This window comes from Comamonas odontotermitis (assembly GCF_040396735.1).
GTDB classification, from domain to species: domain Bacteria; phylum Pseudomonadota; class Gammaproteobacteria; order Burkholderiales; family Burkholderiaceae_C; genus Comamonas; species Comamonas odontotermitis_C.
The window spans coordinates 95,031-109,689 of sequence record NZ_JBEBNZ010000009.1 but is presented as its reverse complement, the minus strand read 5'-3'; the positions used below and the strand labels follow the sequence as shown (position 1 = coordinate 109,689).

The 14,659-nt window shown below is 61.2% G+C and carries 14 protein-coding genes; 6 read left to right on the top strand and 8 right to left on the bottom strand.

The genetic code is table 11. From position 1 onward, the window contains the following. Nucleotides 1-136: 136 nt before the first annotated feature. The 3 genes from tldD to rodA all read right to left on the bottom strand — a co-directional run bounded on the left by tldD (nucleotide 137) and on the right by rodA (nucleotide 3,400). Entirely contained in the window at nucleotides 137-1,603 is a 1,467-nt protein-coding gene (gene tldD / locus ACH2DG_RS10345; protein ID WP_395025982.1) for a metalloprotease TldD, read from the bottom strand. Nucleotides 1,604-1,837: 234 nt separating this feature from the next. Continuing rightward, nucleotides 1,838-2,173, bottom strand: coding sequence for a YegP family protein (locus ACH2DG_RS10340; protein ID WP_395025933.1), 336 nt, complete (start codon nucleotides 2,171-2,173; stop codon nucleotides 1,838-1,840). A 54-nt stretch (nucleotides 2,174-2,227) separates the two neighbouring features. Then, nucleotides 2,228-3,400: a rod shape-determining protein RodA gene (rodA, locus tag ACH2DG_RS10335; RefSeq protein WP_395025932.1), complete on the bottom strand. Its 1,173-nt coding sequence runs from the start codon at nucleotides 3,398-3,400 to the stop codon at nucleotides 2,228-2,230. A 70-nt stretch (nucleotides 3,401-3,470) separates the two neighbouring features. On the opposite strand from rodA, the gene ACH2DG_RS10330 reads away from it, so the two are divergent. The 6 genes from ACH2DG_RS10330 (at nucleotide 3,471) to ruvC (ending at nucleotide 9,524) form a co-directional block, all read left to right on the top strand. Then, nucleotides 3,471-4,058: a YqiA/YcfP family alpha/beta fold hydrolase gene (locus ACH2DG_RS10330; protein WP_395025931.1), complete on the top strand. Its 588-nt coding sequence runs from the start codon at nucleotides 3,471-3,473 to the stop codon at nucleotides 4,056-4,058. A 179-nt stretch (nucleotides 4,059-4,237) separates the two neighbouring features. Continuing rightward, nucleotides 4,238-6,304 (top strand): ribonuclease catalytic domain-containing protein, encoded by a 2,067-nt coding sequence (locus ACH2DG_RS10325; RefSeq protein WP_395025930.1) that lies wholly within the window; start codon nucleotides 4,238-4,240, stop codon nucleotides 6,302-6,304. Nucleotides 6,305-6,312: 8 nt separating this feature from the next. Beyond that, nucleotides 6,313-7,185, top strand: a complete 873-nt coding sequence (locus tag ACH2DG_RS10320; protein ID WP_395025929.1) for an energy transducer TonB — start codon at nucleotides 6,313-6,315, stop codon at nucleotides 7,183-7,185. Between the two features lie 59 nt (nucleotides 7,186-7,244). Then, on the top strand, nucleotides 7,245-8,090 hold the full coding sequence (aroE, locus tag ACH2DG_RS10315) for a shikimate dehydrogenase (protein ID WP_395025928.1): 846 nt from the start codon (nucleotides 7,245-7,247) through the stop codon (nucleotides 8,088-8,090). Nucleotides 8,091-8,112: 22 nt separating this feature from the next. Next, a complete protein-coding gene (locus ACH2DG_RS10310) occupies nucleotides 8,113-8,898 on the top strand; it encodes a transglycosylase domain-containing protein (RefSeq protein ID WP_395025927.1) in 786 nt (261 codons plus the stop codon). Between the two features lie 77 nt (nucleotides 8,899-8,975). Then, nucleotides 8,976-9,524 carry a crossover junction endodeoxyribonuclease RuvC gene (gene ruvC / locus ACH2DG_RS10305; protein ID WP_395025926.1) on the top strand — a complete coding sequence of 183 codons (549 nt, stop codon included), beginning with the start codon at nucleotides 8,976-8,978 and terminating at the stop codon, nucleotides 9,522-9,524. Nucleotides 9,525-9,839: 315 nt separating this feature from the next. Here the strand turns inward: ruvC and ACH2DG_RS10300 are convergent, their stop codons facing one another. The 5 genes from ACH2DG_RS10300 to ftsA all read right to left on the bottom strand — a co-directional run bounded on the left by ACH2DG_RS10300 (nucleotide 9,840) and on the right by ftsA (nucleotide 14,648). Beyond that, on the bottom strand, nucleotides 9,840-10,322 hold the full coding sequence (locus ACH2DG_RS10300; protein WP_395025925.1) for an RcnB family protein: 483 nt from the start codon (nucleotides 10,320-10,322) through the stop codon (nucleotides 9,840-9,842). A 235-nt stretch (nucleotides 10,323-10,557) separates the two neighbouring features. Next, complete coding sequence (locus ACH2DG_RS10295) at nucleotides 10,558-10,734, bottom strand: hypothetical protein (protein ID WP_395025923.1); 177 nt, start codon at nucleotides 10,732-10,734, stop codon at nucleotides 10,558-10,560. Between the two features lie 9 nt (nucleotides 10,735-10,743). After that, nucleotides 10,744-11,667, bottom strand: a complete 924-nt coding sequence (gene lpxC / locus ACH2DG_RS10290; protein WP_395025922.1) for a UDP-3-O-acyl-N-acetylglucosamine deacetylase — start codon at nucleotides 11,665-11,667, stop codon at nucleotides 10,744-10,746. Between the two features lie 338 nt (nucleotides 11,668-12,005). Beyond that, complete coding sequence (ftsZ, locus tag ACH2DG_RS10285; RefSeq protein ID WP_395025920.1) at nucleotides 12,006-13,253, bottom strand: cell division protein FtsZ; 1,248 nt, start codon at nucleotides 13,251-13,253, stop codon at nucleotides 12,006-12,008. A 165-nt stretch (nucleotides 13,254-13,418) separates the two neighbouring features. Further along, the gene (gene ftsA, locus ACH2DG_RS10280) at nucleotides 13,419-14,648 is read right to left on the bottom strand and encodes a cell division protein FtsA (RefSeq protein WP_184706309.1); all 1,230 of its coding nucleotides are present in this window, start codon (nucleotides 14,646-14,648) and stop codon (nucleotides 13,419-13,421) included. Nucleotides 14,649-14,659: the final 11 nt, after the last annotated feature.

The following is a 14,659-nucleotide window of genomic DNA, read 5'->3' as shown; positions in this document are numbered from 1 at the left end:
ATTTATCAAATCACACACTAAAACATCAGATCCAAATGCTGCGGTGCCGCATTTTTGCCGCGAAAAACAAACGCCCGCATGACCTCTGCCATGCGGGCGTTGCACCAAATTGCCTTTTTAAAACCCTGAGTGTGGATCAGGCCGTGCCTCCAACGGTCAGACCGTCAATCCGCATGGTGGGCTGCCCCACGCCCACGGGCACGCTCTGGCCTTCCTTGCCGCAGGTGCCTACGCCACTGTCCAGGCGCATGTCGTTGCCGATCATGGTCACATGCTTGAGGCATTCCGGCCCACTGCCCACAATGGTGGCACCCTTCACGGGATATTGGATCTTGCCGTTTTCCACCCAGTAAGCCTCACTGGCCGAGAAGACGAACTTGCCGCTGGTGATGTCGACCTGGCCGCCGCCGAAATTGGTGGCGTACAGGCCCTTCTTGATGGACGCGATGATTTCCTGCGGGTCCTTGTCGCCGCTCAGCATGTAGGTGTTGGTCATGCGCGGCATGGGGATGTGTGCATAGCTTTCACGGCGACCATTGCCTGTGGGCTTGACCTTCATCAGCCGGGCATTCATCGCATCCTGGATGTAGCCCTTCAGGATGCCATCCTCGATCAACACATTGCGCTGGGTGGGCTGGCCCTCGTCATCCACATTCAGCGATCCACGACGGTCGGCAATGGTGCCATCGTCCAGCACCGTCACACCCTTGGCCGCCACGCGCTGGCCGATCATGCCACTGAAGGCACTGGAGCCCTTGCGGTTGAAGTCGCCCTCCAAGCCATGACCTACAGCCTCGTGCAGCAGCACGCCAGGCCAGCCTGGACCCAACACCACGGTCATTTCGCCAGCAGGCGCAGGGCGCGAATCCAGGTTGACCAGCGCAGCCTTCACCGCTTCATCCACATATTGCTGGATCAGCGTATCGTCAAAATAGGCCAGGCCGAAGCGGCCACCGCCGCCGGCCGACCCGACTTCGCGGCGGTTCTTGCTCTCGGCAATCACCGTGACGGACAGGCGCACCAGCGGGCGCACATCGGCAGCCAGCGTGCCGTCAGCCCGGGCAATCAGCACCACGTCGTGCTCGGCCGCCAAACCGGCCATCACCTGTTTGACGCGCGGGTCCTTGGCACGGGCCAGGGCTTCCACCTTTTCCAGCAGTTTCACCTTGGCGGTGCTGTCCAGGGTGGCGATCGGGTCCAGATCGGGGTAGAGCGAACGGCTGGGCGCGATCTTCCTGGCGGGCACGCGCACCTGGCGGGACTGGCTGTGTGCGCCGATCGCGCGCACGGTATGGGCTGCATCAAGGAGCGAATCGAGCGAGATGTCGTCCGAATAGGCAAATGCGGTCTTCTCGCCTGCCACTGCGCGCACGCCCACGCCCTGGTCGATGGCGAATGATCCGGTCTTGACGATGCCCTCTTCCAGGCTCCAGCCTTCGGCACGGGTGTACTGGAAGTACAGGTCCGCATCGTCCACCTTGTGGGCGCGGATATCGGCCAGCGCGCGCGCGAGGTGGCTGTCATCCAGGCCAAACGGCGCAAGCAGCAGGCTGCGCGCGATGTCCAAACGTTGTTCGGTGGAAGCCGTCAGCGGCTTGGCCATGGCAAGATCAAAAGGTGCATTCATGGGATTGATTTTAGAGGCAGCGCAATGGCCGCCGCAGTCTGGTGTCATGCAGATGCGGCCAGATCGCCCGGATGCAAGCAATAAAAAACCGCAGTGCTCGTCAAAGCACTGCGGTGCAGCTTGTCAGCCACGGCCTGAGGTCGGCCCTGATTGCTATCAAAAACAAAGTTCAGATTGATTCAGGAAGCGCACTCAAAGCCCATTTCGTCTTCAGATGGCCTGGTCGTCAATCGTGGCAGTCGGCCCGTTGGCCTTGACCGAGTCGATGCCCCCATCACGCGCCTTCTCGCTGGAATACATCTGGCTTTGTCCAATAACCTGGCCATTGCCTGCCTTGAGCGTGAAGTAAGGTGAGTTGTCTTTGCCAGCCAGGCGCTCATAGCGGCCATCGTCGGCGGCGTTCTTTTTCACCGACTCGATGCCATTGACCGCGCTGGCCTTGGCTTCGTACATCTCGCTTGTCAGGATGATCTGCCCATTGGTGGCGAGCAGGTTGAAAAAGAACTTCCCGTTCTTGGACTTCTTCAGTTCAAACTTGGCGGCCATGCAAACTCCTTGTGAAGTGGAACAGTGCCGTTGTACCAAGAAAAGGCACAGGAATCAAAGTCTTGGCGGTTGATCTTGCACTAGTTGACGTTGTGAGCGCGCCACCGACATCAGAATGCCCAGCGCCAGCCCCAGCGTCACCATGGCCGTTCCGCCATAGCTGACGAATGGCAGCGGCACTCCCACCACCGGCAGAATGCCGCTGACCATGCCCATGTTGACAAAGGCGTAGGTGAAAAAGATCATCGCCACCGCGCCCGCCATCAGGCGGCCAAACAAGGTGGGCGCACGCATGGCGATCACCAGTCCGCGCCACACCAGCATCAGGAAGAAGAAGATCAGAAGCAGGTTGCCCGCAAGGCCAAACTCCTCGGAGAAGGCGGCGAAGATGAAGTCGGTAGTGCGCTCGGGAATGAACTCCAGGTGGGTCTGCGTGCCCGCCATGAACCCCTTGCCCATGAAACCGCCCGAGCCGATGGCGATCATGCCCTGGATGATGTGAAAGCCCTTGCCCAGCGGATCGCGCGTCGGGTCCAGCAAGGTGCAAATGCGCTGGCGCTGGTACTCGTGCAGCACCACCAGATCCATGCCGTCCTCGCACAGGTGGTGGCCGTATATTGCTATCAAGATAAGACCTACGGCCCCAATCAGCACGGGTGGCAGGATGAGCTTCCATGACAGGCCCGCAAAATAGATCACAGCCAGGCCTGAGGCCATCACCAGCAGCGAGGTGCCCAGGTCGGGCTGCTTCATGATCAGCCCCACTGGAATGGCCAAGATGGCAAAAGCCATCAGAAAATCGGTCGCCCGCAATGCGCCTTCACGGCGCTGGAACCACCAGGCCAGCATCAACGGCATGGCGATCTTGAGCAGCTCACTCGGCTGGATGACGATACCGATGTTGACCCAGCGCTGAGCCCCTTTTTTGGTAATGCCAAACAGCGCCACCGCCACCAGCAGAGCCACCCCCAGCCCATACAGGGGCAGCGCAAAGCTGGCCAGCCGGTGCGGCGGGATCTGCGACACCACCAGCAAGATCCCCAGTGCCAGCAGCATGTTGCGGCCGTGGTCGATAAAGCGCGTGCCGTGGTCGAACCCTGCGGAATACATGGCCGTCAATCCAATGGCAGCCAGCGCGCCAATGATGAAGATCAGCGGCCAATCGTAGCCGCGCACCATTGGCAGCAGGCGCTGCACCACATTCGGTTTGTCTAGAACTTCGGACATGGCCGCCATTATCGGCGTTGTCTGACATATGCCGCTGCAGGCCATTGATGAGTTCACTATCATTTTCGGCATGACCACCCATTTGCTCTACCTGCACGGCTTTCGCTCGTCACCCCAATCGGCAAAATCCCAACGCATGCAGCGCCATGTAGAAGGCCTGCGCCAGCACATCGTCTGGGCATCGCCACAACTGCCCCCTTCCCCCAAAGAAGCGGCAGATGTCATGCTGCAGGCCACGCGCAACTGGGCTGGCCTGCCCGCACAGAGCCTGGCCGTCATCGGCTCGTCGCTGGGCGGCTTTTACGCCAGCTGGATCGCCCAGCAACTGGGTTGCAAGAGCGTGATGATCAACCCGTCGACCACGCCCTGGGTCACCCTGGAAAAGCACCTGGGCGAGCAAACCGCGTGGCACAACCCGCAGGAAAGCTTCTTCTTTCGCCCCGAATACCTGAATGAACTCAAGGCGCTGGATGTGACGGGCCAGCCGCCCGCCGCCCCACAGTTGCTGATTGCCGCCAAGGGAGACGAGGTACTGGATTGGCGCGACATGGTGGCACGCTACCCGGCCGCAGAAGTATTGCTGCAGGAAGGTGGCGACCACGCCCTCAGCAACTTTGACGACTATCTGCCCGAGATTGACCGCTTTTTGGGGTGGTAGCGCTTTATCATTTTTCGCACCTGTGAATCAAGGTTTGGCACCAGCTCACACGTCAAAACTACCAAGTTCATAGCTGCTTGCGCTTACCCATCAAGCGCAAACAGCCAATTTGATACAAAAAATCCAAAAAACCCTGCAGTGGCGGCCCATGGGCGCATGCCATGGGAAAATGCCTGCCTATGTATGCACTCTTTGACGACGCTGGCAAATTTCTGGCCGGCCGTATCCTCTCCGAAGCTGAAAGCTCTGCCCAGATTGAATTGGACTCCGGGAAACGGGTCAAGGTCAAAGCCGCGAATGTGCTTCTCAAATTCGACAAACCCACGCCCGCCGAGTTGATTGCGCAGGCGCAGGCCCTGTCGGCGGACATCGACCCGCAGCTCGCCTGGGAGTTTGCCTCCGACGAGGAGTTCGGTTTTGCCGATCTGGCGCGCGACTATTTTTCCGAGAGCGCATCGACCATCGAGCAGGTGGCCGCGCTCTTCAAGCTGTTCGAGGCGCCGCACTACTTCCGCCGCGCAGGCAAGGGCCGCTTCAAGAAGGCACCCGCCGAGATCGTGCAGCAGGCGCTGGCCGCCATCGAGAAGAAAAAACAGATCCAGGCCCAGATCGACGCCTGGGCGAAGGAGCTGGTAGCCGGCACCACACCCGAGCCAGTGCAGCAACAGCTCTACAAGATTCTGTTCCGTCCGGACAAGAACGCGCCCGAGTACAAGGCCGTGGTGGAAGCCAGCCGCAAGGCGCAATTGGCCCCGCTGGCCCTGCTGCAAAAGGCTGGCGCCATCAACTCGTCCTACCAGTTCCACTGGCAGCGCTTTCTGTTCGACAACTTCCCCAAGGGCACGGGCTTTCCGGCGGTCACGGCGCCCCAGCCTCCCACCGATCTGCCGCTGGCTGACGTACAGGCCTATTCCATCGACGATTCGCAGACCACCGAAATCGACGATGCACTGTCGGTACGCGGCTTGGGAAGTGGCCAGGTGACGGTGGGCGTGCACATTGCCGCGCCCGGCCTCGCGATCGAGCCCGGCTCGGCGCTCGACCATCTGGGCCGCAACCGCTATTCCACGGTCTACATGCCCGGCTACAAGGTCACCATGCTGCCCGACGAGGTGGTGCAGATCTACACGCTGGACGAGGGCCGCGCCAATCCGGCCGTGTCGCTGTATGTCACGTACGACGAAGAGACGCTGGAAGTCATCTCCAAGGAAACCCGGCTGGAACGTGTGCCGGTGGTGGTCAACTTCCGCTACGACAAGCTCGACCACATTGCCACCGAAGAGTGGCTGATGGACAGCAGCCTGCAGGTTGAAAATACGCCCCAACCCTTGCTGGAAAAGCGCGAAGAGCTCACATTTTTATACCGCCTCTCGCGCCATCTGAAGGCGGGACGGGAAGTGGTGCGCGGCAAGCCCGAGAACTTCAACCGCCCCGACTACAACTTCCGCCTCGTCGGCAATGACGGTGCGGTGCCCAACGGCTCCGAAACGGTGGAGATCAGCGTGCGCAAGCGTGGCGCGCCACTCGACCTGATCGTGGCCGAGGCTGCCATCGTGGCCAACAGCAGCTGGGGCCAGTTGCTGGCCGACTATGGCGTGCCCGGCATCTACCGCAGCCAGGCAAGCCTGGCGCCCGGCATCAAGGTGCGCATGTCCACCAAGGCACTGCCGCATGCAGGCATCGGGGTCAAAAGCTATGTCTGGGCCACCTCACCGCTGCGCCGCTATACCGACCTGGTCAACCAGTGGCAGATCATTGCCTGTGCGCGCAACGGCGCAACGGCAGCGCTGGTGGCCCCGTTCAAGCCCAAGGATGCAGAGATGTTCTCCATCATCAGCGGGTTTGACGCCGCCTACAGCGCCTACAACGGCTACCAGGCAGGCATGGAGCGCTTCTGGACCCTGAAATACCTGGAACAGCACCAGATCAGTGAGCTAACTGCAACAGTCATGAAGGAAGGCGCCGCCGGCAGCATGATGGTGCGCGCAGATGCACTACCATTGGTGTTTCCGGTACTGGGCGCGCAGAATTTGCCGCGTGGTGCCCAGGTCCGGGTCAAACTGGGGGAGATCGACGAGATCACGCTCGATGTGACTGGAACCGTGCTGGAGAGACTGGACGATACCGGGGCCGAACAGGCCAGCGAGGACTCGCCAGAAGATGAGGAGGAGGCCGTGGCCGGGCCCATCGCGATTGCGGTGGACATGAGCGACGGCGAGGACGCGGCGACAACAAAAACCGATTAACCGGAACCGTGAAGTTTCTGCAATTTCTTCGTTCGCTTTCCACACTGCAGCTGGCGCTGCTGATCTCGGTTCTGGTGCACGCCGTGGTGCTCAGCATCCGCTTTGTCGACCCTGAAGCCTTCGACCGCGTGTTCGAGGACACGCCGCTGGAGGTAATCCTGGTCAATGCCAAATCGGACGATGCCAAGCCCGACAAGGCCCAGGCCGTGGCCCAGGCCAATCTGGCAGGCGGCGGCGAGTCTGCCAACACTGCAGAGCGCGCCACCAGCCCCATGCCCTACTCGGCCATCACCAACATGGGCGATGATTTCGAGGAGCGCCAGCGCCAGATCGACGCCATGCAGACGCAGCAGATGCAATTGCTCGCCGACCTGCGCAACCAGCTGGCGCAGTACCGCCCGCCCGATACGCGCAAGGCCAGTGCATCGCAGTCCGACATGGAGCAGGAAGAAAAGCACAAGCAGCTCCTGAAGATGCTGGCCGAGATTGAAAAGCGCATCCACGAGGAAAACGCCCGCCCCAAAAAACGCTACATCAGTCCCGCCACCCGCGAAGAAGTGTTTGCGCTGTACTACGATGAGTTACGCCGCAAAGTGGAAGACCGGGGCACGGCCAACTTCCCTGAAGCCGGCGGCAAGAAGCTGTATGGCGAATTGATCATGATCATGACGGTGAACCACGACGGCCGCGTGCTGGGCACCGAGGTGTACAAAAGCTCGGGCAACCAGCAGCTGGATCGCCGTGCCGAAGCCATTGCGGTCAGCAGTGGGCCATTTGGCCACTTCGGCCCGGCGCTGCGCGCCAAGGCGGACCAGATTGCCGTGGTCTCCAAATTCCGCTTCACCCGCGAGCAGACGCTGGAAACCGCCAATTTGCAGTAAAGTGGAGCAGATTTTGATGCAGCGGGCACCTTGGTGCCCGTTTTTCCACGCGCACCACCATGTCTACCGCCGACCGCTACTGCGTCATGGGCAACCCCATTGCCCACAGCCGCTCACCCCGCATTCACAGCCTGTTTGCCGAACTGACAGGCCAATCCCTGGTGTACGAGCGCGAGCTGGTGCCGCTGGATGCATTTGAAGCACACCTGCACCGCCTTGTGAATAGCGGCACGAAGGGCATGAACGTCACCGTGCCCTTCAAGCTCGATGCCGCACGCCTGGCCGATACGCGCAGCGACCGCGTGGCGCTCTGTGGCGCTGCCAACACCCTGGTGGTGGGCACAGATGGCCGCATCCACGCCGACAATACGGATGGCCTGGGCCTTGTCGCCGACATCACCCGCAACGCCGGTGTGGCCCTGGGCGGCCAGCGCGTGCTGCTGCTGGGCGCGGGCGGCGCTGCGGCCGGCGCACTGGCGCCGCTGATGGAACAAGCCCCGACCCAACTGGTGGTGTGCAACCGCACGCACAGCAAGGCGCAGGATCTGGCTGTCCAACACGCCGAAATTGCCTCGCTATACAAAACAGAGCTATTGGCACTTGACAGCAGCGCACTGACAGGTGTTTTCGATGTCATCATCAACGCCACTGCCAGCAGCATGCAGGGCGCGGCCATCCCGGTGCCCCCCCATGTGCTGCGCGCCGGCACGCTGGTGTACGACATGATGTACGGCCCTGCTGCCGAGCCATTCCTGCAATGGGCGGCACAGCACGGTGCATCCGGGCGCGACGGCCTGGGCATGCTGGTGGAACAGGCCGCAGAAGCTTTCTGGCTGTGGCGGGGCGTGCGCCCGCCATCGCAGCCCGTGCTGGCGCAACTGCGAGCCGAGTTGGCAGCGCATTGAGGCGTAGCGGCCAGGCAATGTCATGAAAAGCATCGCACGCTGGTTAGGTTGGGCACTGCTGCTGGCACTGGGCCTGCAGCTGTTCTTCGTCGGTCGCATAGCGCTGATGGCATCCATCGACCCGGCCTCCACCGCGTTCGAGCGCAGCGAGGCCTGGCGCCAGGTGCGCCACGAGGGCCATCTGCGGTGGAGCCAGCAGTGGATGCCCTACAGCCGTATCTCCGACCATTTGAAGCGCGCCGTGATTGCCGCTGAAGACGATGATTTTGCGAACCACGACGGCGTGCAGTGGGATGCGATTGAAAAAGCCCGCGCACGCAACGCCCGGGCCGTGGAACGCGCAGAGCAGCAGCAAGAGCAGGCCCTTGCCCGCGCGGAGGCCCAGGCCAAAAAACGCGGCGAAGCCTTTGACCCGAGTACAGTGCCCACGCGGCCCGTCAAGCTGATGGGCGGCTCCACCATCACCCAACAGCTGGCCAAGAACCTGCTGCTCTCCTCCGAGCGCAGCCTGCTGCGCAAAGGGCAGGAACTGGCCCTCACCTACATGCTGGAGTATTTGCTTTCCAAGCAGCGTATTCTGGAGCTGTATCTGAACCACGCTGAATGGGGCAATGGCATCTTTGGCGCCGAGGCTGCCGCGCAGCACTACTTTGGCAAATCGGCAGCGCAGCTGGCGCCACACGAGGCAGCGCGCCTGGCCATCATGCTGCCCAACCCCAAAGGGGCAGAGAAAAATCCGCAAACCGCTTACCTGAACCGCCGTACTTCCACGATCACCGCACGCATGCGCTATGCTGAGTTGCCATGAGGGCCTGCTCTCTTTTCGAGAGGAAAAAGGCCTCCAGTGCAGAATTGGCCTGCGCATACAGCTATCGTTTCCATTGCATGAGAATTATTGGCATTGACCCCGGCCTGCAGACCACCGGCTTTGGCGTGATCGACGTCGACGGCCAGCGCCTGTCCTATGTGGCCAGCGGCACCATCCGCACCACCACACTGGACCTCGGCGACCTGCCCGGCCGGCTGAAAATGATCTTTGATGGCATCTCCGAAATCTGCCAGCGCTACGAGCCCGATATGGCCTCGGTTGAAATCGTCTTTGTCAACGTCAACCCGCAATCGACCTTGCTGTTGGGCCAGGCGCGTGGATGCGCGCTGACGGCGCTGGTGTCGCAAAACCTGCCGGTGGCCGAGTACACCGCGCTGCAGATGAAAAAGGCCGTGGTGGGCCATGGCCGCGCCGCCAAGAACCAGATCCAGGAAATGGTCCGCCGCCTGCTGCAGTTGCCGGGCCTGCCCGGCACCGATGCCGCCGATGCGTTGGGCATGGCGATCACCCATGCACACGCAGGCCTGGCCATGGCCCGCATGTCCGAAGCAAGCCCTCTGCAACGCAGACAGCACGCCATGTACAAGGCAGGCCGCAGCTACTGAGCCCACACCAAGGCAGGCTTTCAGGGCGCCCGCGCCTTCATCCGGCTGCCTGCGCTTCATTCATTCCCCCGCCCGCCCTGCCAACAGGCAGTACAACAGAATGTGAGGATAGGCTGGGCAAAAAAAAACCTGTGCACTTCGTAGGCGCACAGGTTTGGCCGGCTGCAGGATTCCTCATGCGTGGATCCGGACACTCCGTGAAGCAGTGTTCGGCATCAGGTGCAGCCACCAAAGTAAGCTTTGGACGGGTTCCGTGCCCAAAGGTTCAACCCAGAGCGCGGACAAACCCAGAATTATGGCCGCATACAGACGATATCAATAGGCATTGAAGACAATATTGGCAATTAGTCCGGTACCGACGGCGATGAGCAGATAGTCACCTCCGTATTGGATCCACTGGTAGCCTCTTGGCGGTGGCGTCAGACGGTGCATTCGCCAGTCACCCACCACATAGCTGTATCCACGATAAGGGGCGGGTACGTAGCCCCCGCGGTACCAGTCATTGCGCGGCCCCACGCCACGCCCCCGGTCGGGTACCACGACGACACGAGGGGGAGGACGGTGGTCATGCCGGTAATCACGGCGGCGGTCATCATAGCGACGGTCATGGTCACGATCACGGTCCCAATGGCGACGCTGGCCGGGAGGGCCGTAACCATCCGGGCCACGGCCATCGCGCTGCTGCATGTGGCGGCCATCCGGCTGGGCTTGTGCGGGCGTACTCACGGCCATCGCGCAAGCCAGGGCGAGGCCCAGGCTGCCTGCGATGGTGGAGATCGTGCTGCTCAGTTTTATCATGACCTGTTTCCTTTCGAAAAACGCGGCGGCGCCGGGCTCACCCATTACCGCTGTGCATGACTGTTTAACGTGAGGCCGAGACCAGCGGTTTACCCCTCAGGCTCAGGTTTACCCTCTGTATGCCTTGTGTAAAGCGCCACATGGAGCCTCGAATCTGCCGCAAAAGCCCTGTACATGCCATTTCTGTGTGCCAGCAAGCGTCGAGAGCATGGGGCTGTTTACGGAATTTTTACCTTCAGACCATGCGGCCCACGAACAATACCGCAAAGAACGCCAGCGCCGCAATCACGGTCCACTTGATCAGCAGCACGGACCACTGGCGATAGCGGCGCTGGCCCGTGCCTAAATAGACACAGAAGCTGATGGCCGACATCAGCACCAGCAGCATGAAGATCCAGCGGAACATCAGCATGCAGCGGGCCTACCAGGCGAGTGCTGCCTGCGCAAAGCCCTGAGGCGCTTCACGCACATGCTCGAAGGTGACGATATCCCAGGCATCGCGCTGCTGCATCAACTCGCGCAGCAGCAGGTTGTTGAGCCCGTGCCCGGAGCGGAAGGCGCTGTAGGCCGCCAGCAATGGGTAACCCACGATGTACAGGTCACCCATGGCATCCAGAATCTTGTGCTTGACGAACTCATCGTCATAGCGCAGCCCATCGCTGTTGAGGACTTTGTAATCGTCCATCACGATGGCGTTGTCCAGGCCACCGCCCAGTGCCAGGCCATTGGAGCGCAGCATTTCCACATCTTTGGTGAAGCCGAAAGTACGCGCACGGGCGATATCGCGTGTGTAGTTGCCGGCACCCAGGTCAAACTCGAACATCTGGCCAGTCGAATCCACGGCCGGATGCGCAAAATCGATCTCAAAGCGCAGCTTGTAGCCATGGTAGGGATCCAGCCGCGCCCACTTGAGATTGTTGCCCTCTCCCTGCCGGATCTCCACCGGCTTGAGCAGGCGCAGAAAGCGCTTGGGCGCGTTCTGCAGCTCGATGCCAGCGCTTTGCAGCAGAAAAACGAACGAGGCGGACGAGCCATCGAGGATCGGGATTTCTTCAGCCGTCACATCGATATACAGATTGTCGATGCCCAGACCGGCGCAGGCCGACATCACATGCTCCACCGTGTGGATGCGCACGTCGCCCTTGCCCAGGGTCGATGCCATGCGGGTGTCCACCACCGCTTCCGCATTCACCGGAATATCCACCGGCTCGGGCAGATCGACACGGCGAAACACGATGCCGGTATTGGCCTGCGCAGGGCGCAGGATCAACTCGACACGCTGGCCGCTGTGCAAGCCCACGCCTACGGCGCGGGTCAGGGATTTGATGGTACGTTGCTGAAGCATAACCTGTTGATTTTACGCCGTGCCAGCCTGTGAGACTGCACAAAATACCAATCGCCCGGATAGCGAAGGCCTGTTGCCCGATTGCTTGCAGATTTTGCCGATCTGTGCGCAAAGCAGATGCGGAGAGATCGCAGACACGTGCCAGGCACGTCTCTGAGAATGCGTTGACGATCTCTACGCAGCCGCGTTGGAGTGCCATCGGGATGAGTTCGAAGGGCCAGCGCGAGGAGATCGTCAACACGTTCTAATAACAACGCGCTGACAACCCCAAAGGTTGCAGCGCGTTGCAGTTTGATTCATCCATGTGCCCCGGGCAATGGATGGTGCCTTCACATCACTCAGTCTGCCTGCTTGCGCAGGAAGGCAGGGATTTCCAGGTCTTCCATGCCGCTCGACGACATGGCATCAACACGCGCCGAAGCCGCGTTGCGTCCGGTGCGCCAGACCGATGGGGTCTTCTTGTCGGCAAAGTCGTTGGCAAAGCCGGTGCCCATGGGCATGGCATTTTGCGCAGCCAAGCCGGCCACAGGAGCGTTCACCGATTGTGGCGTGTAGGCAATGTCGTCCGTACCCGTGCGCAGGCCCACGCTGCCTTGAATCACCGAGATGGGCTGGCGCTTGGCCACAGGACGCGACAGGCCGGTGGCCAGCACAGTCACACGAATCTCGTCACCCAGGGTTTCGTCGTAGGCTGCGCCGAAGATCACGTGCGATTCAGGCGATGCGTAGGCATTGATCGTGCTCATGGCCTGGCGCGATTCGGCCAGCTTCAGGCTGCCCTTGGTCGCCGTCACCAGCACCAGGATGCCCTTGGCACCCGACAGGTCGATACCTTCCAGCAGCGGGCATGCCACCGCTTGCTCTGCAGCAATGCGTGCACGGTCTGGGCCGCTGGCAGTGGCCGTACCCATCATGGCCTTGCCTGGCTCGCTCATCACGGTCTTCACGTCGGCAAAGTCGACGTTGATGTAGCCGTGGTCGTTGATGATTTCGGAGATGCCGCCAACCGCGTTCTTCAGCACGTCGTTGGCGTGCGCAAACGCCTGGTCCTGGGTGATGTCGTCACCCAGCACGTCCAGCAGCTTCTCGTTGAGCACCACGATCAGCGAATCCACGTTGGCCTCCAGCTCGGTGAGGCCGCCATCGGCGTTGGACATGCGGCGCTTGCCTTCCCACTCGAACGGCTTGGTCACCACGCCCACGGTGAGGATGCCCATCTCCTTGGCAACGCGTGCGATCACTGGTGCAGCGCCCGTGCCCGTGCCACCACCCATGCCTGCGGTGATGAAGAGCATGTGCGAGCCAGCGATAGCGGAGCGGATATCTTCGATGGCGGATTCGGCAGCCTCACGGCCGTTTTCAGGCTTGCTGCCAGCGCCCAGGCCGGTTTCACCCAGCTGGATCACGCGATGGGCATGGCAGCGCTCCAATGCCTGCGCATCGGTGTTGGCCGAAATGAACTCGACACCCTGAACACTGTTGGCGATCATGTGCTCGACAGCGTTGCCGCCGCCGCCGCCCACGCCGATCACCTTGATCTGGGTGCCCTGGTTGAATGTGTTGCCTTCATACATTTCGATGGTCATTGCCTGCTCCTCTCGCTCGCGCGTCAACATGAAAAAATTGGGTTACGGATAATTCACTCTTTAATGAACAAATGGTTGCTGGTGGCCCTATCGGTCGCCAAGGGTCGTGAACCTTGGGCACTGAAGGGCTGCTTTGCGCCAGCCAACAAGTGCTGTCATGCATGGTTAAAAGTTCCCCACAATAAAGTCCTTCAAACGCCCAAAAGCCGATTTCACCGAACCGGTTTTCTGGGCCACCTTGTAGCCACGCATGCGTGCCATGCGGGCTTCTTCCAGCAGGCCCATGACGGTGGCAGCGCGGGGCTGGGCCACCATCTCGGCCAGGGTGCCGGAATACTTGGGAATGCCACGGCGCACGGGCTTGAGGAAGATGTCCTCCCCCAGCTCGACCATGCCCGGCATCACGGCGCTGCCGCCCGTCAGCACAATGCCCGACGACAGTACCTCCTCATAGCCTGACTCGCGGATGACTTGCTGCACCAGCGAGAAAATCTCTTCCACACGCGGCTCGATCACGCCGGCCAGCGCCTGCTTGGACAACAGGCGCGGGCCGCGATCGCCCAGGCCCGGCACATCGACCTGCGTGTCCGGATCGGCCAACAGCTGCTTGGCGCAACCGCTCTCGACCTTGATGTCTTCTGCATCCTTGGTGGGGGTGCGCAACGCCATGGCGATATCGCTGGTGATCAGATCACCGGCAATGGGGATCACCGCCGTGTGGCGAATGGCACCACCTGTGAAGATCGACACATCGGTGGTGCCAGCGCCGATGTCGACCACGGCAACGCCCAGTTCACGCTCGTCATCGGTCAGTACGGCCTGACTCGACGCCAGGGGGTTCAGCAGCAGCTGCTCCACTTCCAGGCCACAGCGGCGCACGCACTTGATGATGTTCTCGGCCGCACTTTGCGCGCCGGTCACGATGTGGATCTTCGACTCCAGGCGCAGGCCGCTCATGCCGATGGGTTCGCGCACATCCTGGCCGTCGATTGCAAACTCCTGCGGTTCCACCAGCAGCAGGCGCTGGTCAGACGGAATATTGATGGCCTTGGCCGTATCGAGCACGCGCGCTACATCTGCAGCCGACACTTCCTTGTCCTTGACTGCCACCATGCCGCTGGAATTGATGCCGCGGATGTGGCTGCCCGTGATACCGGTGTAGACGCGCTGGATGTTCAGGTCGGCCATCAACTCGGCCTCCTTCAAAGCCTGCTGAATGCTCTGCACCGTGGCGTCGATATTCACCACCACACCGCGCTTCAAACCGTTGCTGGGCGCCACGCCCAGTCCGGCCAGCTTCAGCTCACCATTGCCCAGCACTTCAGCCACGACCACCATGACTTTGGCCGTGCCGATATCAAGGCCTACCACTACATCTTTGCTGTCTCGTGCCATGGTCAGTTGCC

Excerpts from the sequence above, each read along its gene's own strand:
- ACH2DG_RS10295 (WP_395025923.1), bottom strand. The coding sequence starts at position 10,734 with ATGCTGATGTTCCGCTGGATCTTCATGCTGCTGGTGCTGATGTCGGCC.
- rodA (WP_395025932.1), bottom strand. The coding sequence starts at position 3,400 with ATGTCCGAAGTTCTAGACAAACCGAATGTGGTGCAGCGCCTGCTGCCA.
- ACH2DG_RS10310 (WP_395025927.1), top strand. The coding sequence starts at position 8,113 with ATGAAAAGCATCGCACGCTGGTTAGGTTGGGCACTGCTGCTGGCACTG.
- ftsA (WP_184706309.1), bottom strand. The coding sequence starts at position 14,648 with ATGGCACGAGACAGCAAAGATGTAGTGGTAGGCCTTGATATCGGCACG.
- ACH2DG_RS10330 (WP_395025931.1), top strand. The coding sequence starts at position 3,471 with ATGACCACCCATTTGCTCTACCTGCACGGCTTTCGCTCGTCACCCCAA.
- aroE (WP_395025928.1), top strand. The coding sequence starts at position 7,245 with ATGTCTACCGCCGACCGCTACTGCGTCATGGGCAACCCCATTGCCCAC.
- ACH2DG_RS10300 (WP_395025925.1), bottom strand. The coding sequence starts at position 10,322 with ATGATAAAACTGAGCAGCACGATCTCCACCATCGCAGGCAGCCTGGGC.
- lpxC (WP_395025922.1), bottom strand. The coding sequence starts at position 11,667 with ATGCTTCAGCAACGTACCATCAAATCCCTGACCCGCGCCGTAGGCGTG.
- tldD (WP_395025982.1), bottom strand. The coding sequence starts at position 1,603 with ATGGCCAAGCCGCTGACGGCTTCCACCGAACAACGTTTGGACATCGCG.
- ACH2DG_RS10340 (WP_395025933.1), bottom strand. The coding sequence starts at position 2,173 with ATGGCCGCCAAGTTTGAACTGAAGAAGTCCAAGAACGGGAAGTTCTTT.
- ACH2DG_RS10325 (WP_395025930.1), top strand. The coding sequence starts at position 4,238 with ATGTATGCACTCTTTGACGACGCTGGCAAATTTCTGGCCGGCCGTATC.
- ruvC (WP_395025926.1), top strand. The coding sequence starts at position 8,976 with ATGAGAATTATTGGCATTGACCCCGGCCTGCAGACCACCGGCTTTGGC.
- ftsZ (WP_395025920.1), bottom strand. The coding sequence starts at position 13,253 with ATGACCATCGAAATGTATGAAGGCAACACATTCAACCAGGGCACCCAG.